This is a genomic window from Bacillus sp. VT 712, assembly GCF_001614195.1.
In the GTDB taxonomy this organism is placed as follows: domain Bacteria; phylum Bacillota; class Bacilli; order Bacillales; family Bacillaceae_H; genus Priestia; species Priestia flexa.
On the sequence record NZ_LWBK01000011.1, the window covers coordinates 58,555 to 78,370 of the forward strand.

At 38.7% G+C, this 19,816-nt stretch carries 22 protein-coding genes, 1 tRNA gene, 1 pseudogene and 1 riboswitch; of the genes and pseudogenes, 10 read left to right on the plus strand and 14 right to left on the minus strand.

The features are described from left to right. Positions 1 to 122 precede the first annotated feature (122 nt). Positions 123 to 380 carry a YhdB family protein gene (locus A2U94_RS07315; protein WP_025907825.1) on the minus strand — a complete coding sequence of 86 codons (258 nt, stop codon included), beginning with the start codon at positions 378 to 380 and terminating at the stop codon, positions 123 to 125. A 247-nt stretch (positions 381 to 627) separates the two neighbouring features. Between A2U94_RS07315 and A2U94_RS07320 the strand changes: the two genes are divergently transcribed. Further along, entirely contained in the window at positions 628 to 2,037 is a 1,410-nt protein-coding gene (locus A2U94_RS07320; protein WP_025907824.1) for a SpoVR family protein, read from the plus strand. Between the two features lie 36 nt (positions 2,038 to 2,073). On the opposite strand, the gene A2U94_RS07325 is transcribed toward A2U94_RS07320, so the two are convergent. The 3 genes and pseudogenes from A2U94_RS07325 to A2U94_RS07335 all read right to left on the minus strand — a co-directional run. Beyond that, a complete protein-coding gene (locus A2U94_RS07325) occupies positions 2,074 to 3,063 on the minus strand; it encodes an acrylyl-CoA reductase family protein (RefSeq protein WP_025907823.1) in 990 nt (329 codons plus the stop codon). A 109-nt stretch (positions 3,064 to 3,172) separates the two neighbouring features. Beyond that, the gene (locus A2U94_RS07330) at positions 3,173 to 3,907 is read right to left on the minus strand and encodes an amino acid ABC transporter ATP-binding protein (RefSeq protein WP_025907822.1); all 735 of its coding nucleotides are present in this window, start codon (positions 3,905 to 3,907) and stop codon (positions 3,173 to 3,175) included. Positions 3,908 to 3,937: 30 nt separating this feature from the next. Further along, positions 3,938 to 4,099, minus strand: a pseudogene (locus tag A2U94_RS07335) (cysteine ABC transporter permease); the annotation flags it as partial. A 152-nt stretch (positions 4,100 to 4,251) separates the two neighbouring features. Between A2U94_RS07335 and A2U94_RS07340 the strand changes: the two are divergent. The 7 genes from A2U94_RS07340 to thiD all read left to right on the plus strand — a co-directional run bounded on the left by A2U94_RS07340 (position 4,252) and on the right by thiD (position 9,266). Next, positions 4,252 to 4,452 carry a hypothetical protein gene (locus A2U94_RS07340; RefSeq protein ID WP_035319942.1) on the plus strand — a complete coding sequence of 67 codons (201 nt, stop codon included), beginning with the start codon at positions 4,252 to 4,254 and terminating at the stop codon, positions 4,450 to 4,452. An 84-nt stretch (positions 4,453 to 4,536) separates the two neighbouring features. After that, positions 4,537 to 4,635: riboswitch (TPP riboswitch) on the plus strand. An 80-nt stretch (positions 4,636 to 4,715) separates the two neighbouring features. After that, positions 4,716 to 5,342, plus strand: a complete 627-nt coding sequence (tenI, locus tag A2U94_RS07345) for a thiazole tautomerase TenI (protein WP_025907819.1) — start codon at positions 4,716 to 4,718, stop codon at positions 5,340 to 5,342. Further along, entirely contained in the window at positions 5,326 to 6,453 is a 1,128-nt protein-coding gene (gene thiO / locus A2U94_RS07350) for a glycine oxidase ThiO (protein ID WP_025907818.1), read from the plus strand. The genes tenI and thiO overlap by 17 nt, the downstream gene beginning before the upstream one ends. Beyond that, positions 6,450 to 6,653: a sulfur carrier protein ThiS gene (gene thiS / locus A2U94_RS07355; RefSeq protein WP_025907817.1), complete on the plus strand. Its 204-nt coding sequence runs from the start codon at positions 6,450 to 6,452 to the stop codon at positions 6,651 to 6,653. The genes thiO and thiS overlap by 4 nt, the downstream gene beginning before the upstream one ends. 5 nt (positions 6,654 to 6,658) lie before the next feature. After that, positions 6,659 to 7,426, plus strand: coding sequence for a thiazole synthase (locus A2U94_RS07360; RefSeq protein WP_025907816.1), 768 nt, complete (start codon positions 6,659 to 6,661; stop codon positions 7,424 to 7,426). Further along, entirely contained in the window at positions 7,423 to 8,445 is a 1,023-nt protein-coding gene (locus A2U94_RS07365) for a thiazole biosynthesis adenylyltransferase ThiF (RefSeq protein ID WP_062686558.1), read from the plus strand. Before A2U94_RS07360 ends, A2U94_RS07365 begins: the two co-directional genes overlap by 4 nt. A 20-nt stretch (positions 8,446 to 8,465) precedes the next feature. Further along, positions 8,466 to 9,266 carry a bifunctional hydroxymethylpyrimidine kinase/phosphomethylpyrimidine kinase gene (gene thiD, locus A2U94_RS07370; RefSeq protein ID WP_062686559.1) on the plus strand — a complete coding sequence of 267 codons (801 nt, stop codon included), beginning with the start codon at positions 8,466 to 8,468 and terminating at the stop codon, positions 9,264 to 9,266. Between the two features lie 259 nt (positions 9,267 to 9,525). Here the strand turns inward: thiD and A2U94_RS07375 are convergent, their stop codons facing one another. Next, on the minus strand, positions 9,526 to 9,930 hold the full coding sequence (locus A2U94_RS07375; protein ID WP_374699986.1) for an NAD(P)-dependent oxidoreductase: 405 nt from the start codon (positions 9,928 to 9,930) through the stop codon (positions 9,526 to 9,528). A 232-nt stretch (positions 9,931 to 10,162) separates the two neighbouring features. Between A2U94_RS07375 and A2U94_RS07380 the strand changes: the two genes are divergently transcribed. Beyond that, positions 10,163 to 11,446, plus strand: coding sequence for a hemolysin family protein (locus A2U94_RS07380; RefSeq protein WP_025907812.1), 1,284 nt, complete (start codon positions 10,163 to 10,165; stop codon positions 11,444 to 11,446). Between the two features lie 84 nt (positions 11,447 to 11,530). On the opposite strand, the gene A2U94_RS07385 is transcribed toward A2U94_RS07380, so the two are convergent. Further along, positions 11,531 to 11,752 carry an alpha/beta-type small acid-soluble spore protein gene (locus tag A2U94_RS07385; protein WP_025907811.1) on the minus strand — a complete coding sequence of 74 codons (222 nt, stop codon included), beginning with the start codon at positions 11,750 to 11,752 and terminating at the stop codon, positions 11,531 to 11,533. A 38-nt stretch (positions 11,753 to 11,790) separates the two neighbouring features. Continuing rightward, a tRNA-OTHER gene (locus tag A2U94_RS21095) sits at positions 11,791 to 11,866 on the minus strand. 172 nt (positions 11,867 to 12,038) lie between these two features. Between A2U94_RS21095 and A2U94_RS07390 the strand changes: the two genes are divergently transcribed. Next, the gene (locus tag A2U94_RS07390; protein WP_025907810.1) at positions 12,039 to 12,281 is read left to right on the plus strand and encodes a hypothetical protein; all 243 of its coding nucleotides are present in this window, start codon (positions 12,039 to 12,041) and stop codon (positions 12,279 to 12,281) included. A gap of 36 nt (positions 12,282 to 12,317) precedes the next feature. Here A2U94_RS07390 and A2U94_RS07395 read toward each other — a convergent pair whose 3' ends face one another. The 7 genes from A2U94_RS07395 to A2U94_RS07425 all read right to left on the minus strand — a co-directional run bounded on the left by A2U94_RS07395 (position 12,318) and on the right by A2U94_RS07425 (position 19,748). After that, entirely contained in the window at positions 12,318 to 13,427 is a 1,110-nt protein-coding gene (locus A2U94_RS07395; protein ID WP_025907809.1) for an ABC transporter ATP-binding protein, read from the minus strand. Positions 13,428 to 13,577: 150 nt separating this feature from the next. Then, the gene (locus tag A2U94_RS07400) at positions 13,578 to 14,477 is read right to left on the minus strand and encodes a PucR family transcriptional regulator (protein WP_025907808.1); all 900 of its coding nucleotides are present in this window, start codon (positions 14,475 to 14,477) and stop codon (positions 13,578 to 13,580) included. A 31-nt stretch (positions 14,478 to 14,508) separates the two neighbouring features. After that, on the minus strand, positions 14,509 to 14,721 hold the full coding sequence (locus tag A2U94_RS07405) for a DUF5342 family protein (protein WP_025907807.1): 213 nt from the start codon (positions 14,719 to 14,721) through the stop codon (positions 14,509 to 14,511). Positions 14,722 to 14,795: 74 nt separating this feature from the next. Next, a complete protein-coding gene (locus A2U94_RS07410; protein ID WP_062686560.1) occupies positions 14,796 to 15,953 on the minus strand; it encodes a YheC/YheD family endospore coat-associated protein in 1,158 nt (385 codons plus the stop codon). Continuing rightward, positions 15,950 to 17,308 carry a YheC/YheD family endospore coat-associated protein gene (locus A2U94_RS07415; RefSeq protein WP_062686561.1) on the minus strand — a complete coding sequence of 453 codons (1,359 nt, stop codon included), beginning with the start codon at positions 17,306 to 17,308 and terminating at the stop codon, positions 15,950 to 15,952. Before A2U94_RS07415 ends, A2U94_RS07410 begins: the two co-directional genes overlap by 4 nt. Positions 17,309 to 17,312: 4 nt before the next feature. After that, the gene (locus A2U94_RS07420; RefSeq protein WP_025907805.1) at positions 17,313 to 18,395 is read right to left on the minus strand and encodes a YheC/YheD family endospore coat-associated protein; all 1,083 of its coding nucleotides are present in this window, start codon (positions 18,393 to 18,395) and stop codon (positions 17,313 to 17,315) included. 18 nt (positions 18,396 to 18,413) lie between these two features. Next, positions 18,414 to 19,748: a YheC/YheD family endospore coat-associated protein gene (locus tag A2U94_RS07425; RefSeq protein ID WP_062686562.1), complete on the minus strand. Its 1,335-nt coding sequence runs from the start codon at positions 19,746 to 19,748 to the stop codon at positions 18,414 to 18,416. Positions 19,749 to 19,816: the final 68 nt, after the last annotated feature.

Genomic DNA, 19,816 nt, shown 5'->3' on the forward strand with positions numbered 1-19,816 from the left:
TGTAAGATAGTCAATGATACTCAAATTGTACGTGTAAATGATTATTTATGTCAACTTATTTTTTATTCAGGTTCACAAAAAAGAAAGAAGAGGAAAGCCTCTTCTTTTATCTATAGGTAATGTTACGTTAAGGGATCCACTGCCATAAAATCATTCAGGTTGTGCTCTGAAAGCTCTGAGGCATGGTCAATATAACGCAATAACGAATACAGTTCTTCTTGAATTACTCGATAGTTTCGTTCAAAGTTGTAGGCGTGTAAAAAATGTTCGATTTTCTTTGAAAGAAAATCATCTTCAGTACGAACCATTAAAATTAACAAGTTATCCCATTGTGATCGATTCGTGTAATATAAAGCACGGTCATAATCAATTGTGTCCATTAACAGTCCTCCTTTTGAGGAGTTGAAATTAGTGTATGACATTTACGAAATTTGTTCCCCTGTAAATGTTGGTCAAAAGACCAATGTATAAATAAAGGTTAGGGGGCCAAAATGAAATTAGAATCGATTATTTTTTCTAAAAGTAAAACACTACCTTCCTAATTTCTTATAAAGAACCTGATTCAAAACACATGATTTGTGTCATTAGGACATAGATTGAATTAAGGGATATAAAGGGGGAGTTGTAGTGAAGGAAGCGGACTATAAACAACTACATCGAGCGATTGACGAAATTACTGAAATTGCAACAGGTTTTGGTTTAGATTTTTATCCAATGAGATATGAAATTTGTCCAGCTGATATTATTTATACATTCGGTGCATATGGCATGCCTACAAGATTTTCTCACTGGAGCTTTGGAAAGCAGTTTTATAAAATGAAGCTCCACTATGACCTTGGTTTAAGCAAAATTTATGAACTGGTTATTAACTCAGATCCTTGCTATGCATTCTTACTTAACTCAAATGCACTGATTCAAAACAAGCTTATTGTAGCCCACGTTTTAGCTCATTGTGATTTCTTTAAAAACAACAGCCGTTTTGCAAACTCGAAGCGAGATATGGTTGAAAGCATGGCTGCAACTGCAGATCGTATTAAAGAATATGAAGTACAATATGGAAAGCGAGAAGTGGAGAAGTTCTTAGATGCCATTCTATCGGTTCAAGAGCATATTGACCCATCCTTAATGAGAGCAAAGCTGTCATGGAGCATGGATGATGTAGAAGAAGAACAGGAAGAGGTGTCATCACCATACGATGATTTATGGAACCTGGATTCACGCGGGAAAAAGAAGAGCCGTCAAGTAGAAATGTTTAAGAAATTTCCACCTCAACCTGAGAAGGATATTCTTTTGTTTATCGAACAATACAGCCCATATTTAGAAGAATGGCAGCGCGATATTTTAACGATGATGAGAGAAGAGATGCTGTATTTTTGGCCACAGCTTGAAACAAAAATTATGAACGAAGGCTGGGCATCCTATTGGCATCAGCGAATCATTCGTGAGATGGACTTAACAAGCGATGAGGCCATTGAGTTTGCAAAGCTAAATGCAGGTGTTGTCCAACCGTCCAGAACAAGCATCAACCCTTATTATTTAGGTTTGAAGATCTTTGAGGATATTGAAGAACGTTATGATAATCCTACTGCTGAAATGCAACGACGTGGTATTCAAAAAGGCTCAGGGCGAGAGAAAATGTTTGAAGTCAGGGAAGTTGAATCTGATATTTCATTCATTCGAAACTACCTAACAAAAGACCTTGTCATGAGAGAGGATATGTACTTATTTCAAAAACAGGGGAAAGATTATAAAATTGTGGATAAAGACTGGACAGAAGTGCGAGATCAGCTTGTTAACATGCGCGTAAATGGTGGTTTTCCATATATTACAGTCACGAATGGTGATTACTTAAAAAATGGAGAGTTATACTTAAAACATTGGTATGAAGGAATTGAACTAGATGTTAAATATCTAGAAAAAGTTGTGCCATACTTGTATCAATTGTGGGGGAGACCAGTGCATCTAGAAACCGTAATGGAAGAAAAGCCAATTGCATTTACGTACGACGGGAAAACGGTGCATCGAAAGCACTTATAATGAAAGGAGAAGCATTCGCTTCTCCTTTTAGCGTGTTTAGAGTTTAATGAGGATACGACCTTGAGCCTGTCCTTCAAGCAGTGTTGGAAGATGGTTCGGTACATCATTAAGAGAGATTTCTTTTTGAATGAAGTCTTCAAGCTGATATGGCTTAAAAGTTGTTGCTAGCAGCTTCCATGTCTCGTTTCGAAGGGACATTGGGCAATAGACAGAATCAATACCGAGTAAGTTCACACCACGTAAAATGAATGGGAAAACTGTAGTTGGGACAGCTGTTCCAGCCGTTAAGCCACTAGCTGCAACAGACCCACCGTATTGAAGTTGTGATAGCACGCTTGCGAGCGTTTCACCGCCTACGCTATCGACTGCAGCAGCCCACTTTCCTTTGGCGAGTGCTTTGACCTTTCCGTTGTAAACATCTTCTCTAGTTAAAAGAGTGGTAGCCCCAAGATTGGTTAAATAGGTGGCACTAGAAGATTTTCCAGAGCTCGCAGCAACCTCATAGCCCAGCGTTGATAAAATAGAAACCGCAAAGCTTCCCACACCACCTGTAGCGCCAGTGACTAGGACAGGACCATCTTGTGGTTTCAAGCCCGAATCAATTAGCTTCTTTACAGATAAAGCAGCCGTAAAACCAGCTGTTCCAATTATCATAGCTTCTTTTAAGGTTAATCCATCGGGAAGAGGAACAATCCAGTCGGCAGGAATACGAGCGTATTCACTATAGCCACCGTAATGAGACACTCCAATTTCATAGCTGGTTGCAATCACTTCATCACCGCTTTTAAAGCGAGGGTTATCCGAAGTAACAACCGTACCTGCTAAATCAATTCCTGGTACAAATGGATACGCTTTGACGATATTTCCATTGGGAATGCTAGCTAGGCTATCCTTATAATTGATACCTGAATAGTGAACTTTAATGAGGACATCACCTTGTGGTAAATCATCAAGTGTGAGCGTTTTGATATGAGAATGAACCTGTTCTTCTTCTTTTGTTAATACAAGAGCTTTAAAATTTTGCATGTCCTCTTGTCTCCTTTCATATCATAAATCTTATGTTTATTATAAAAGACAAAAAGTCAAAAGTATAATGTAATGCAGATAATGAAAAAGACTGCGGTTAAGCAGCCTTTTACTGAATCATATTTAAAAAGCGACGAGTTCGCTCTTCTTTAGGTTTTTGGAAGATCTCTTCTGGTGTTCCACGCTCCATAATAACGCCTTGGTCCATAAAGATTACTTCATCTGCCACTTCGCGAGCAAAGCGCATTTCATGTGTAACCACGACCATGGTCATACCTTCTTTTGCTAAATCTTTCATAGCTTTTAGCACATCACCTACAAGCTCAGGGTCTAAAGCAGATGTAGGCTCATCAAATAGCATGACTTTAGGATCCATAGCCATTGCACGCGCGATACCCACACGCTGCTGTTGTCCTCCTGATAATTGAAATGGATAAAAGTTCACTTTGTCTCCTAGACCAACTTTTTGTAGTAGGGAAACAGCGCGCTCTTTTGCCTTTTGTTTTGGAACACCTTTTACAATAACAGGTCCTTCCATGACATTTTCAAGCGCTGTTTTGTGAGGAAACAAATTGTAGCTTTGAAAAACCATTCCCGTTAAGCTGCGAAAAGACGTTATCTTTTGCTTCGGTAAATTTTTCTCAAAGCTGACCTCTTGGTTATCGATGATGATTTTACCATTAGTAGGAAGTTCCAGTAAGTTTAAACAGCGAAGAAACGTTGTTTTTCCGGAACCTGAAGGACCAATTAGAACCACTACTTTACCTTGCTCTATGTTTAAATCAATTCCTCGCAATACGTGTAAATCATCAAATGATTTATGAAGGTTCGTAATGTTAATCACGCTAATAAACTCCTTTTTTAATACGGTTATCTATCTTGAGACATAACGGTCAAGCTTTGCTTCAATGCGTCCTTGAACAATGGAAAGAATGGTACACATAATCCAATATAAGAGAGCTGCTTCCGTATAAAGTAGTAAAAATTCATAGTTTGTGGCCGCAATCTCTTGTGCTCGACGAAACATTGTAGATAGCCGATGATACTTTAACAAACGTGACGCTCTTCTCTTATCGTTTTTGGGACAATTGTTTTATTTTGATCAGATATTCCTTACTCATACTCGAAACTTGTTATAATAGAGAGAAGAGCATTGAAATTAGGATTTGAAAAGTGGAGATAAGTTTAATGAGAAAACGTGAAGTATGGAAATATATTTTATTGATTGTAACAATTGCGGGACAAGTCATTAGTTTTATCTTTTTAATGGTCAACAGTATAGCTGCTTTGTTATTCTACGGATTTTATATTTTAACATTTGCCATCTTACTGAGCTCATTTCTGTGGGAAGAGCATAGGGAAAAAGAAAAAGAGCTCGAAGATTATTAGCTCAATACATGAGAAAAATGGTCCAGTAGGTTGTAATCACTCACAAATATGTTATACTTCTAAATGAAAAGTGAAAATATTAGAAAAAATCACTAGGGGAGCCTTTATGGCTGAGACGAAAAATTCGGACCCTTTGAACCTGATCTGGTTTGTACCAGCGTAGGGAAGTGGATGAGCCATGTTTACATAATTAATGCATGCCAAACCACTCTACGTTGTAGAGTGGTTTTTTACGTTTATGTCGAAATAAAGGTGAGGATGCTATGGTACCCAAGTTACACGCTGTGTCAACAGGGAAACAGCCTCTTGAACAGCTTTTGAAAATTATCAGAGACATTGAACCATATGTAGGAGCTATCCATATTCGAGAAAAAGAGCGAACGGCACGAGAGTTAGAAGTGCTTATTGGAGACCTGAAAAAAGAAGTTCCGGCTTCAAAGCTAATTGTTAACGATCGAGTAGATGTAGCTTTTGCTGCTCAAGTCAAAGGTGTGCATTTGGCTTATCACAGTCTAAGTGCTCAAGGAGTAAAAGCACATTTTCAGCAATTGATTGTTGGTAAATCTGTACACAGCGTTAAAGAAGCAAAGGAAGCTGAACAATCAGGCGTCGACTATGTCATTTATGGTCATATCTATCCATCGCAATCAAAACTGGGTCAAACACCTCGGGGACTTGAACAGCTGAAACAAGTCGTTGATTCAGTGCAGATACCGGTAATTGCAATCGGGGGAGTTATGCCTTGCAATGTAAGAGAGGTATTGAGTACAGGGGCACATGGCGTCGCTGTCATGGCTGGTGTATTTAAAGATGAAAACCCGTTACAAGCGGCAAAGGAATACGGTGAACAACTACGAAAGTGGAGTGATACATATGGAGGCACATTATGATGCGCTCGTTATTGGTGGTGGAGTTATTGGAGCTTCAACTGCGTATCAGCTTTCTAAAATGGGGTATAAGGTAGCCATTTTGGAAAAAAATCAGATTGGTTGTGAAGCATCGGGAGCAGCTGCTGGAATATTAGGAGCACAAGCTGAAATTGATGAAGAAGGGCCTCTTTTGGAACTAGCCATTCGAAGTAGAGCACTTTTTCCGAATCTGGTAGCTGAATTAAAAGAAAAAACAAATATTGATGTTGAGCTCATTCAAAAAGGCTTGTTAAAAGTAGCAACAACTGAAGCTGAAGCAAACGTGCTACAAGACAAAGCGGAGCGCCACAGACGGTGGGATTCAGACGTTAGGTGGTTATCTCCTGACGCAGCAAGTGAAGCTGAACCGCTCTTAACCCCTGATACATACGGGGCGATTAGCATCCCAAAAGATGGACAGCTGATGCCAGCTAAGCTAACTCATGCTTTGGCACACGGAGCTTTATACCATCAAGCGGCAATTTATGAGAACTGTCATGTCCATCACTTTATATACGATAACAAAAAGGTAGTTGGCGTTCGGACATCAGCGGGCAACTTTTACAGCGACCAAGTGATGGTAAGTGCAGGTGCTTGGACAAAAGAGCTGGTGGCCGCTATTCATCCAAAGCATCTGTTTCCTATTAAAGGTGAGTGTATATCTCTCACGACGAATCAGCCAAGCATTCAAAAGACTATTTTTTTAGATGAAGGATTTTATATTGTTCCAAAAGCAGGAGGAAGAGTAGTGATTGGAGCTACAAAGCGCGCCCATGATTACACGAAGCACGTATCTGCAGAAGCTATTGAATTTCTAATTAGCAAAGCGATTTCTCTCGTTCCATCACTTGCAAATGCATCGTTTGAAAAAGCATGGGCAGGACTTCGTCCGCAAACAGTAGATGGGTGGCCGTATTTAGGACAGCACCCTGAGCTAGATAATGTTTACTTAGCTTGTGGGCACTACCGAAACGGTATTTTACTAAGTGCGATTACAGGGAAAATTATGGCGGAACAAATGATGGGTGAACATCCAAAACATTCCTTTTTTACGGCTTTTCGCTTACAAAGAGAAATGGAGGGAACGTATTGAACTTAATAATTAATGGGAAAAGCGTTGATATAGATTCCTCAATTCAGACGGTTTCTCAACTATTGGAATCAAGAGATTTACACGAGAAAGTGGTTATTGTCGAGTTAAATAAAAAAATTTTACAAAAGCAAGATCATGAAAAAGCGTTGCTATCAGAAGGCGATTTATTAGAGATTGTTTCATTTGTAGGAGGAGGATGAAAGTTATGTTGAAAATAGGAAAATATGAATTTGCATCTCGTTTGCTTTTAGGTACAGGGAAGTTTCCAGATTACACAACGCAGCGTCAAGCAGTGGAAGAATCAGAAACAGAAATTTTAACATTTGCAGTGAGAAGAATGGATATTTTTGATCAGTCTCAGCCTAACTTACTTGAAGCTCTTGATGTTAAAAGATTTACGCTCTTACCAAATACAGCTGGAGCCAAAAATGCTGAAGAAGCTGTTCGGATTGCAAAGTTGGCAAAAGCATCTGGGCTGTGTGATATGGTCAAGGTTGAAGTAATTGGCTGTGATAAAACGCTATTGCCAGACCCAATTGAAACATTAAAAGCAAGTGAAGAATTGCTAAAAGAAGGATTTACAGTGTTAACGTATACGTCTGATGATGTTGTACTTGCTAGAAGACTCGAGGAATTAGGCGTTCATGCTATTATGCCTGGAGCTTCTCCAATTGGATCAGGACAAGGAATTATTAACCCGCTGAACCTGCAGTTTATTATTGAGCAATCTAATGTGCCTGTGATTGTAGATGCGGGTATCGGTACAGCTTCTGATGCTGCCAAAGCAATGGAGTTAGGTGCAGATGGTGTTCTATTAAACACGGCTGTATCAGGTGCAAAAGATCCTGTAAAAATGGCTCGCGCGATGAAGCTTGCAATCGAAGCGGGGCGTGATGCTTACTTAGCTGGTCGCATTCCATTTAAAGAATATGCGGTAGCCAGTAGCCCAACAGAAGGGATGAGCATCGGGTGACAGCGCGCTATTCACGTCAAGAGCTCTTTTCTCCAATAGGTAAAGAAGGACAGAAAAAGTTATCACAAAAGCATGTCTTATTAATTGGAGCAGGTGCGTTAGGGACAGGAAATGCGGAAGCGCTTGTTCGAGCCGGAGTTGGAAAGTTAACAATAATTGACCGAGATTATGTGGAGTGGAGTAATTTGCAGCGTCAGCAGCTTTATAGCGAGAGGGATGCAGCTAATCGTATTCCAAAAGCAGTAGCTGCTTCGGAAAGGCTCGTCGAAATTAACGGAGATGTTGATATTGAAGCGCACGTAGCGGACGGGACTCCTCAATTTATTGAACAGCTGTTGGTAAACGTGGATTTAATAATCGATGCTACGGATAACTTTGATACACGGCTTGTGATAAATGACTTATCACAAAAACACCGAATTCCCTGGATTTATGGAGCATGTGTGGGGAGCTATGGAATTAGCTATACGATTGTTCCTGGAGAAACCCCATGCTTAGCATGTTTGCTGGAATCAGTACCTTTAGGTGGAGTTACGTGCGATACGGTAGGGATTATTAGCCCTGCTGTCCAAATGGTTGTTTCACATCAAGTCACGGAGGCACTAAAGATTCTTGTAGAAGATCATGAGGCGCTACGGTCACAGCTAGTATCATTTGACGTTTGGAGAAATGAATACCGTACCATAAATGTTCATGCTCTAAAATCGGATGAATGTTCATCGTGTGGTCAACACCCAGTTTTTCCTGCGCTTCAATTTGAAAACCAGTTAAAAACAGCGGTACTATGCGGACGTGATACTGTACAAATTCGCCCTGCAAAGGCAACAAAAGCACCTAACATAGTGGAGTTAGAACAGCATTTAAAAGGTAAAGGGTACCGAGTGGACCGAAATCCGTATCTTTTGTCCGTAGCAATTGATGATTATCGCCTTGTTGTGTTTCAAGATGGAAGAATCTTTGTACACGGCACAAAAGATACCGTAGAAGCAAAGAATCTTTATCACCGTTATATCGGGTAAATGACGAAAGGAAGATTTTTATGAGTGTAGCAAAAGCATTGACAATCGCTGGCTCTGATAGCGGAGGAGGAGCCGGAATTCAAGCAGACTTAAAAACATTTCAAGAGCGTAAGGTATTTGGAATGTCCGCTATCACAGCAGTAACGGCTCAAAACACTTTAGGTGTTCAAGGTGTGTATCCGTTAACTGAAGAAGCAATTGCCACGCAAATTGATTCAGTTGTTACTGATTTGCGTCCGGATGCTATTAAGACTGGCATGCTTTTTAGCTCTGATATTATTCGTATTGTTGCGGATAAGCTACGTAAGTATGAACTGAAAAATGTAGTAGTGGATCCGGTTATGATTGCAAAAGGGGGACAATCACTACTTCAGCAAGAAGCTATTGCTGCGCTAAATGATGTACTGTTACCATTATCTGAAGTCGTGACGCCTAATATTCCTGAAGCAGAAATTATGACGGGATATGAAATTACAACGATGGAACAGCGCAAAGAAGCAGCCAAAAGTCTTCATAGCCTTGGAGTGAAAAATGTGGTGATAAAAGGGGGACATGACAAATCACAAGAGGAGATGGTTGACTTAGTGTACGACGGTCAGTTCTTTCATGAAATTGTTCATAAGCGTGTAGATACGAAGCATACGCATGGAACAGGTTGTACGTTTGCTGCTTGTATAGCAGCCGAGTTAGCTAAAGGGACAACTCTTCTAGAATCCGTTCAGCTTGCTTCAGATTTTGTTCATGCTGCGATTAAGGACACGTTACAAATTGGAAGCGGGCATGGACCTACAAACCATTGGGCTTATCGCAAGCTTACGTAAAACAACATGACAGCAAAAAGCAGCATCTCTACTTTTGAGATGCTGTTTACTATTCACTCAGACCCACTCGGCAACGGATAAATTGAGGATCTAACAGTTCTTTATAAATAAAATGAGCGGTGTCACCTGTGGATATTTTTTTTCATCTAAGGGAAGGACGTTTTTTTCAACGCGGTAGCGCTCTGTAATATGTCCATCAGGTAAGTAGGGCATACAATCGTCCAAAGAAGGTTACTCTCTTTCAAAGTCAGAAACCCTTTTAGGTGATCTTCAGCAGCTCTTGTAAGCTTACGCTTTGATTCACTAGACTGAATCTGTATAGTGAAGGTTCCGTTCGTGTTTGTAAAATCCCTGCTGTGCCGACAGTAATAATTCGTTCAATACCTTGATTATTCATTGCTTTCACAATAACAGGCATGCTTTCTGAAATAACGTTAGCTCCGTCTGTACCAAGTGTACTAATGACAACGTCTTGCCCGTGAAATAAGCAATCCAGCACTTTTTCTTCACGAGCGTCTCCTTCAATGACTGTGAGGTTAGCATGTGAAATAGATAGGCGCTGTATGTTCCGAACCAAAGCTTTTACTTTGTGATTGTTTTCCAATAATAGTTCAAGAAGCTGTTGGCCAACGCGGTCTGTTGTGCCTAATAAAGCAATGTTCATATCTCATCTCTCCTTTATGTAAATATACGAAGGGCATGAATCTTTTTTTCATAGAATATAATAAAGTAGTTTCTAGAAATAACCAAATGAAAAATGGTTTGTAATAGCAGTTGACATTCATTTTCAAATAAGAAGGTTTCTGATATGATATATTTGTACTATTTTGCACTAAAAGGTAAACGCAATTATGTAGTATAAAATTTTATTATTTTTTTAGGAGAGTGAATGACCTTTGGTAGACCTACCCCTGAGTCAAATTATTTTGTTGGCAGTTCTTATCTTATTATCAGCTTTCTTTTCATCTGCTGAGACAGCTTTTTCGAGCGTAAATAAAATACGTCTGAAAAACTATGCTGATGAAAAAAGACGAGGAAGCAAAAAAGCGCTGTTGATTACTGAAAACTTTGACCAAGCGTTATCCACCATTTTAATTGGAAACAACATTGTAAATATTGCTGCATCGTCTATTTCGGCGAAAGTAGCAATTGATTTATTCGGCGGTAATTCAGCGCTTGTCATCAGTACAGTAGTTATGACCATTTTAATTTTAATCTTTGGTGAAGTATTACCTAAATCATTAGCAAAAGAGCATGCAGAAAGCTTCACATTGATGATATCCGGTATTTTATACTTTTTAATCAAAGTACTAACACCAATCTCTTATCTCTTTGTTTTGCTGAAGTCTGGTGTGTCAAAGCTATTTACAGGTAAAGAATATAGCCCTTCGGTTACTGAAGAAGAAATTAAAGTAATGGTTGATTTAAGTGAAGAAGAAGGCGTTATTGATAATCAAGAAAAAGAGCTTGTTCATCGTTCGTTAGAGTTTAATGAAATTGTTGTTGGACAAATTCTTAAACCAAGAATCGATATGGTAGCGATAGAGGTCAATCAGCCGATTGATGAAATAAAAGAAATCTTTTTAGAAGAACGATATTCGCGAATTCCAGTTTATGAGGACAATATTGACAATATTATTGGGATTTTATCAGAGCGCGATTTTTTAACATACTTAGTTCAAGAAAAAGAAGTAAATCTTCGTGAATTAGTACGTGAGCCAATGTTTGTAGTCGAATCAATGAAGATTTCTGTTTTACTACCTGAATTGCAGAAGAACAAAGTACATATGGCAATCGTTGTAGATGAATTTGGTGGCACTTCCGGTCTAGTGACGCTTGAAGATATTTTAGAAGAAATAGTAGGCGAAATTTGGGATGAACATGATGAAGCTGTTCGCTATGTTGATCAAATTAGTGAAACAGAATTTGAATTTAATACAGAAATTCCGCTTGATGATTTCTTAAAGTATGTTGAGGTACCGGCACCAGAAAGTTCTTACCATACGCTTGGCGGCTGGATTTTCGAACAATTTGAACGAGTTCCTGTTGCAGGAGATTTCTTTAGTTATGAAGGCGTAACGTTTACAATTAAAGAGGTTGAAAATCGTCGGATTCGTAAAGTCAACGTTCAAATTCAGTCAATGTTAAACAACGAAAGCGAAATGGAAGTAGCAGACTAAAGACGGTATCTTACTGTCGTGAAAATAAAGAGCACCTCAACAGCTGTTGAGGTGCTCTAGCCATGTTATAAAATTGTGTAAATATTAGTACTTGCCGCCACCTAATTGTTGCTCAGCTAATTGTACTAAGCGCTTAGTGATTTCGCCACCAACAGATCCGTTTGCACGAGCTGTTGTGTCTGGCCCTAAGTTTACGCCAAATTCACTTGCGATTTCGAATTTCATTTGATCGATAGCAGCTTGAGCTCCAGGTGCTACTAACTTGTTTGATGAATTGCTGTTTGATGCTTTTTGGTAGTTTGCCATGTTTATTCATCTCCTCGTTAGATAAAATAATAGTAGTATGGTTGAGCTAGCTGGAATTGAACCAGCGTGGATAAGTTTAGCAAGAAACTTATCTGCCTACCTAGGCGTAGCCCAGTAGTAGATGTTTGCTTTGTTGTTACTAGTAGTATGATAAAGCATTCAAAAGTTTATACATCAGAAAATATTAGTAATTATTGGTAAATTAAAGGAAAATCAGTAGAGTAGAAATAATGGAGTTGCACATATTATGTATATCTTATCGAAGTGAAGAAGGGGTAAGGAAATGATGCATATATGTGAGCTTTGCAATGGGCTGTCCACTTTATCTGAATATTGTAAGGTATGTGGCTATGAGTTAAGCGATATGGGAAAGGTTAGCGACTATTTCGATGATTACAGCGCGTATATGGAAATTGATGAATTAAAGCTTGAAAATGGCATTTCAAATGATTACGTGCAGCATATGTGCACACATTTTTTCTATTGTCAGAGATGTCAGCACGAAGAGATTAAGTTCATTAAAGAATAAAAAAGAGAAGAGTTTTTCCTCTTCTCTTTTTTATTCTTATTCTTTTTCTGCACGAATGCGGCTTTCTGTTTCCGCGTCAAAGAAGTGAGCTTTATTTAAGTCTAATGCTAAAGTAAGCTTTTGCTGGGCTTTTACTTCAGAACGAGCGTCTACGCGAGCGACGAAGTCTTGTTCGCCAATTTTAGCATAAACCATTGTTTCAGCTCCCATTAGCTCCGACACATCAACATTAACGGTTACTTTTGTGCCAGCTGAAGCTTCAATGAAGACAGGCTCGTCATGGAAATCTTCAGGACGAATACCTAGGATAACTTCTTTATTTACATAACCTTGGTCACGTAATACTTTCATTTTTCCTTCTGGAACTGCCAGAACAGAATCGCCTACCGTAATTTTACCATCTGATAAGTTTCCTTTTAGGAAGTTCATTGCAGGTGAACCAATAAATCCGCCTACGAATACGTTTTCTGGCTTTTCATATACCTCTTTAGGCGTTCCGACCTGTTGGATAATACCGTCTTTCATAACAACTAAGCGACTAGCCATTGTCATTGCTTCCGTTTGATCATGCGTAACGTAAATTGTTGTTGTACCTAAGCGTTGGTGCAACTTAGCAATTTCAGAGCGCATTTGCACGCGAAGTTTTGCATCTAAGTTTGATAGCGGCTCATCCATTAAAAATACTTTTGCATCACGAACGATTGCACGTCCTAATGCTACACGCTGACGCTGACCTCCTGATAAAGCTTTTGGCTTACGATCTAGGTATTGTTCTAACCCAAGAATGCGCGCAGCATCTTTTACACGACGGTCAATTTCATCTTTTGGAAGTTTACGAAGCTTTAATCCAAACGCCATGTTGTCATATACAGTCATATGAGGATATAATGCGTAGTTTTGGAATACCATCGCAATATCGCGGTCTTTTGGAGCAACGTCGTTCACGCGCTTATCATCAATATAGAAATCACCTTGTGAAATTTCTTCTAAACCTGCTACCATACGTAGAGTTGTTGATTTACCGCAGCCAGATGGCCCAACAAATACGATAAACTCTTTGTCTTCAATATGAAGATTAAAATCTTTTACAGCCGTTACGTTTTTATCATAAATTTTATAAATATGCTCTAATTTTAATTCAGCCATTTCTCATTCTCCCCCTTGAATATGTACCCTTGTTATTATGAAACCGCTTTCTGTATGAATAGTGTACGATGAATAGAAAAACTGGTAAATGGAAGATGTGCACAAAAAAATGAAAAGGTTTTCGTGCATGTTTACGAAAACCTTTTCATTTTATTGATTTAGAGACTCAGCTGCTAAGATAGCAAGGTAAGCTGAAACGGCCCCTTGAAAGTTTTTAATATCTAAATCCGTTCGGTCAATAAACTTATCAATGCGATACTGCAAGCTGTTCCGGTGCATGTATAGCTTCTTTGCAGCAAGTGATACATTCAGGTTGCACTCTAAATAACATTTAACAGTGTTAAGCAAAGTTTCATCATCTTTTATTAACGATAAAATGGTATTCATTTGTTCCTTGGCAGCGGGAGACATCTCTTTAATCAACCAATAGGGGAGCGTCGTTGAAAGCTTGATCACCTTTTCTTTTTCAAACACTTTTTGAACTTGTTCAAACCAGCTTTTCTCCATGTGAAAAGCACGAGAGGGTGAGAAAGGAAAAGAGTGCAGCTGTCCTTCAAAAAACTGCATATCACTTTCAAAGTCATGTGATAAAATTGTTACGCTGTCCTGTAAATCTCTTGTTAATTCTGATGAGTCCGCTACTTTTTCAATAATTACTCCGCTTTGTAAGTTGTCCCATAAGATGGTAATGGGCGTTGCATACATGGATGAAAGGGCATCTTCAAACTCTGTGCGTTGTTCAAACAAACGTTTAATTGAAAAGTAAGTAAAGCGAATAAGCTTGAATTTATCCAGCTCATCTATCACCGCAGGCTTGTCTTCGAATAGTAGCTGATACCAATATGATTGTTCTGCTGACAGCGTGGTGGTCATTGCTTCGTAAGGAATAAGAAACGCTGAGAGTAGAGCAAGTTCCTTCTCAGAAAGTGCGTCTTGTTCAATTCCAATAAAATGATATTCATCGCTTCGAAACCATTTATATTGGTGAAAGTGGTAGGGAACATCTGAATATAGTAGTTTATTGCCAAAGATGCTTTTTAGTTGCTCCATCATGAAACTCCTTTCTGCTCTGTACTTTTAACTAGTCTTGATAGACATGAAATAACATTAGTTCATGAATAAGGGAAGTAACTTCCTCTTGATTGATAGCGGGAGAGAGTTGATGTTTAAACTGAATTTCTCCTGTTTTTAGATAGTTCGCTTCGTAGTAAGTACCGCTTATATAAAAGGAGATAAACCATCCTGGCATTTCTTTTTGCTGATACAAAGGCTTGATTCGAAAGTGTGTAATCATAAAAAATCCCCTTTCTCATTTTCACTGCTTTTTAATAAGCTTATCATGAGAAGAGGAAATGGAAAGCAACTATTTTAAAAATTCGTTAATTTATAGAATAACCTTATCAGATGCTTAATTCCAATGGATCGAATGTGAGGTTCATCAAAAATCATCGGCTTTGCGTTGATTTCAAAGATATAATAATCACCGGTTTTTGTTCTTCCGATATCAAGCGAAAATTCTCCAACAAATTGAAAATGCTGATGAAGCTGCTGACCGCATGCATCTATTAGAGATGTTAAAAAAGAAGTGTCTATATCAAAAGGTAGCTCCTCAATAGATCTAAGAATTCCTCCATTTAATGTGTGAGTTGTTACACTCTGACGCTCGCTTTGTCTAACTCCGATTCCACTGATGATATATCGCTTCTTAAAGCGATTAGCTAGTATGCGAAGGTCATAGCGCATGTCTTGAAGGGTATCGGTTTCAATCGTTTCTTGGACAATGTAAGAACGAGTAGGGAGAGGCACATGTTCAAGGGAAGAATAAATCTTTTTTTGACGAGAGCTTTCATAGTGAATGCTTCCATCTTGAAGAGTTGTTAAGGTGAAAATTCCTCTCCCTTTGCTACCATGAATTGGTTTTAAGTAAACTTTTTGATGTTTTTTAAGCATAATACGTACATCTTCAATCGATAAAAGTAGCCGAGTATCAGGGAGGTGCTTTTGTGTAACGGTGTTTTTTGATAATAGCTCATACGTTTCCCATTTTGAAAAAAAGCTGGTGTTAAAAAAAGGAATATGAAGATGCTCGCTTTGAGACATTAATTCTTTAAGTTTTTCACGTTCGGTATAGCGATTGGGAAAGCGATTGTAGATAAAATCAGGAAGAGGAAGCGTGGCTTGTCGCCATTCACCGCTTATCTCCTCAAAATAAACACCATATACGTAGCGCTCATAGAACTGTTCAGGAGAAAATAAAACAAGGATTCCTCCGGTTGTCTGAAGCGCTCGATGGATTTCCTTGAAGTAGAGGTGTTGCTTCTGGTTCAAGCTGTTTAAAACAGCGCTGCTCGTAACAATCCCAATTATGGGACCTGCTTTATTTCCTCTAGTTCGCAAGCGAACGGAAGCCTCAGTAGGTTCAAGCTTAACAGGAAGCTCGATGTTTTGTGAACCCCATACGTAGGAGGAATGTGCTTCTTGATGATACCAAGTGTCGTCTGTTTTACTGTAAGAAACAGTAATCATGGATATGAAGCCTCAAGGGATAAAATGGCTTGCTTTGACAAGAAAATGGCATATTCTAACGACAGCTTTCTTGTATATTGATCTTCTTTTCGTAGAGATGGGTGTAAGAAGATAGAACGACCTGGTTTTGAGTTAGCTTCAAACATCCACACGTTTCCTCTCGTATCAACGCCGAAGTCGAATCCGATTTCACCAATAAGGCCTTCTACCTGGTGATCTAATGCTAAGCTGATGAGAAGAGCCGTACTTTCTAATAGCTTTTCTGTTTTCTTTCGTGTTTCTGGATTCGTAAAAACCCGCTGTAAGGATTCAATTTCCCCTCCGTTTGTCATGTGCGTCGTGACCGTTTCGCCACCGCTAATTTTTGCTGCAATGGCAGATAGTTCCCATTCATTGTGTAAATTTTTATTCGTATGGACGCGAAAATCAACAATTCGGTTATCCTTTTTAAATAGTGGGATTGCTTGCTGTGCAATGTAGTGTTCGCGCTCGTTTGTTTTAAATATTTCATCGACTAAGACAGCTAACGAAGCATGTGTTTTTTTTATGAGTTTCTCTTCTTTAAAACAAATTTGATAAACGTGCTGAGTAGAACAATAAGAAAGTGTATAAATACCACGTCCGAGACTACCGTTTTTTGGCTTTAAATAGACTGATTCGTACTGTTCTAACATCTCAGACAGCTGCTCGAGGCTAGGTGCATCAATTGTATAAGGTAAGAAATCTCTTACCGTCGCATCTTTCTGTAGCAGGGTGTGGACCGTCCATTTGTTAAAGAAGTTAGGATTAAAGAGTGGAATTTGATATTCATCGGCTAATTTTTCTTTAATCGTTTGAAAGGCATCAAGGCTTTCTGTTTTTCGATTCGGTAATCGATTGTAAATTACGTTTGGAAGAGGAACTTCACGTTGTTCCCAGCCGTTTGATGTATAAAAATAACCTAAGATTGTGCCAGAATCCCATTGAATATGATGAATGCCAAATAAAAATGGAATTCCTCCCGTAATGGAAGCAGTTGACAAAAGCTTTGCAAACAATAAAGATCGTTTGCCGATTGGGCGTAATAACGAACCGGTAAATCCTGCTGATAGTATGCCGATTAAAGGACCGATATAGATGCTATGTTCATCGGTATAGATGTGAACATCATTATGGATAGGAAGGTGTAATAAGTCCAACAGGTTTTGTGAGATTTTGATTTCATTCACCGCTTCAGGGTCTTCGTAAACCTGACAAATAGAAGAAAACGTACCGAAATAAATAGTGTTTAGTTGATGATGATAAAGAGAGGATGGTACATAGAGTACATCCTCTTGTTCTGGTAACACTTTTAATTGAAAAAGTAAGTTCGTCATTGTTCTACTCCTTATGTTGAGATGAAGGTAAAGTAGCCAAATATGAGCAGTAGGCCATCACATTTTCATACATCTTTTCAGTAGATTCTGGAGTTGTTTCAATGATTGTTTTTCTTCCAGGCTTTGAATTTAAATCAAGAAGCCAAATGCTATAGTCTCTAGAGATACAAATATCTAAGCCAAGTTCAAAAAGAGAAGGGAGCTGAGCTTCTAGCACAAGCGGTATTCGTTCACATAAGCTGCTAATTTCATCTGTGATAAATGTAGCTTTATGAGGTGGAAGTCGCTTCATTAACTCTTCAAATGGTGAAATAGAAGCCCCGTGGCTAATATTTGTAATAAATGAGTCTTCTTTTCCTTTTCGAACGCCTCTTCCAATCTCATTCCAATCTCCGCTTGCATCTTTTTGCAATAAAACGCGAACATCAAGAGGAGAGTACTGAAGTGATAATAGTGGAATGAAAGGCTGAGCGAGATAAGTTGCATTTTGCATGATGTTAAATAGCCAAGCATGAAAATCCGCTAGCTGTGTGAACTGCTTTGTTTGAAGACCTTTTTTGGAATGAAAAGATGCTTCAATGATTCGAAAGCGTTGAACAAGCTTAACAATTCCTTTTCCTTGTGCACCTGCAATCGGTTTTAGAATAAGAGCGTCATGTAAGCGTAACAGCTGCGTTATCTGCTCTTCAGCCGTGATTTTAGTTGTCGAAGGAAGATAAGGAGACAGGTCATCATCTTTTATGAGCTCTGTGTAAACATCCCATTTATTTGGTAGACCATATCCAAGGAACGTAATCGTTGGATTTTGTTTCAGCCAGTTGACAATGGGTATAGCTTTTTTAGAGAGGGAATCACCGCGATAAAAGCATCGATCATAAATAAACATAGGAAGAGAGAATGTATCGTACTGCCACTCATTTATTTCTGAATTATATTTATATCCTGTTATTTTCTGCGATACCGGCTGAAGTTGAAAGGGAGTAAATCGATAAAATTCAATATTGTACGCAGCTGCGTATTTTGCAAGATTGGTTGCATATTCTACTTCCTGTTCGGGATGAATGGTAATAAAACCTAATGAAATCATAAGAAAGACCTCCTCATCTTAATGAAAACGTGTAATGGTAAGGCAATAATTCATAAGGGCTTTAGTGGATGGACGAATCGTTTGAGAAGCTTCGTCACTTTGTTTAGAAGGTTTTGTATTCACTTCAATAATCCAAGGCTGCCCGTTGGCATCAATAGCTAAGTCAATGCCAAACTCCGCATAAATTTCGTCTTGATATGGTAAATTAATACAAATTTCAAGCGCAATCTCTTTTAATAAAGCGATGATATGTTTAGCAGTATGCTCATCGTATAACGAAGTGAGTATATGTTTGGGTGAATAGATTTCTCCTCCACGTGCAACATTTGAAACAAAACAACCTCTTTGAGAAACTCGCGTTATAACCGATGTTACTTTCCATTTGGAGTGGGAGTGTTTGTGACAAAGGATACGAAAGTCAAAGGGGCACCCCTTATATGTTTGAAGGTCGATTCCTTCTTGGATAATAAACCCTTGTTTTTTTAACGTGTGAAATAAAGTTTCAAATACGTCGTGTGCAGAATCGTATTCTTTTTTATACTCGTGTCCAATCGTAGTATAATCAAGGTGATATTGTTCATTGACGTGCGCGATTTTAAAAATATGTTTACCTTGGCTACCGTGTATGGGTTTTAGAAAAATGGTTTGGTAAGATGATAGTGCATCCAATAGATCTTGCTTACACCGGAGCTGATACGTATCGGGTAAATAGGTGTTTAAGTGCACTGTTTGAGACAAGCGTTCGAACACCTTCCACTTGTTTAAGTAGTGAGCGTTAAAAAAGGGAATTTCATTTTCAATCGCTTTTGTAGTAAGCTCTTGAAATTTAGCCGTATGCTCCGTTTTTCGATTATGGATTCGGTTATGAATGACATTTGGTAGAGGTACATTTTGTAGTACCCAAGAATTATATTGAAGCGTATAGCCTTTTTTCGTTCCGTTAAGTAAATCATCTAGTGTACTGACATAAAAGAAGCAGTTTTCCAAATCGCTAAGAGATGCAAACTCTTCACAGAAGGTTGTTATACTTCCAAAGAGATCTAGCGATGACTTAATTTCCGTGACGACACAAATAACGGGACCAATTAATAGTTCCTCCTTAGATGGAGAAGAAAATCGTAGAACGGTTTCGTCTTCAAATAGCCCCCATTCTTGTAAAAGGGTTTTGCAACACATAATAGAGTAATCAGAGCTTGTAAATGGTATAATGCTTACTTCTTGGTGCATACGACCGAATGTGATGGTAATATGAGTATCGCAGCTAAGTTGTTGGCAAAGTCCCTGACTCATGTAGATCTGATTCTTACCCAGTTTTGACTGAGATGCTTTAATCATTACGCATGGAGGGTTCATAAATACGTCCTCATTTTTTAATTTTATAGGCGAATGCTGATATATGGTATGATTTGCAAAGAGAATAT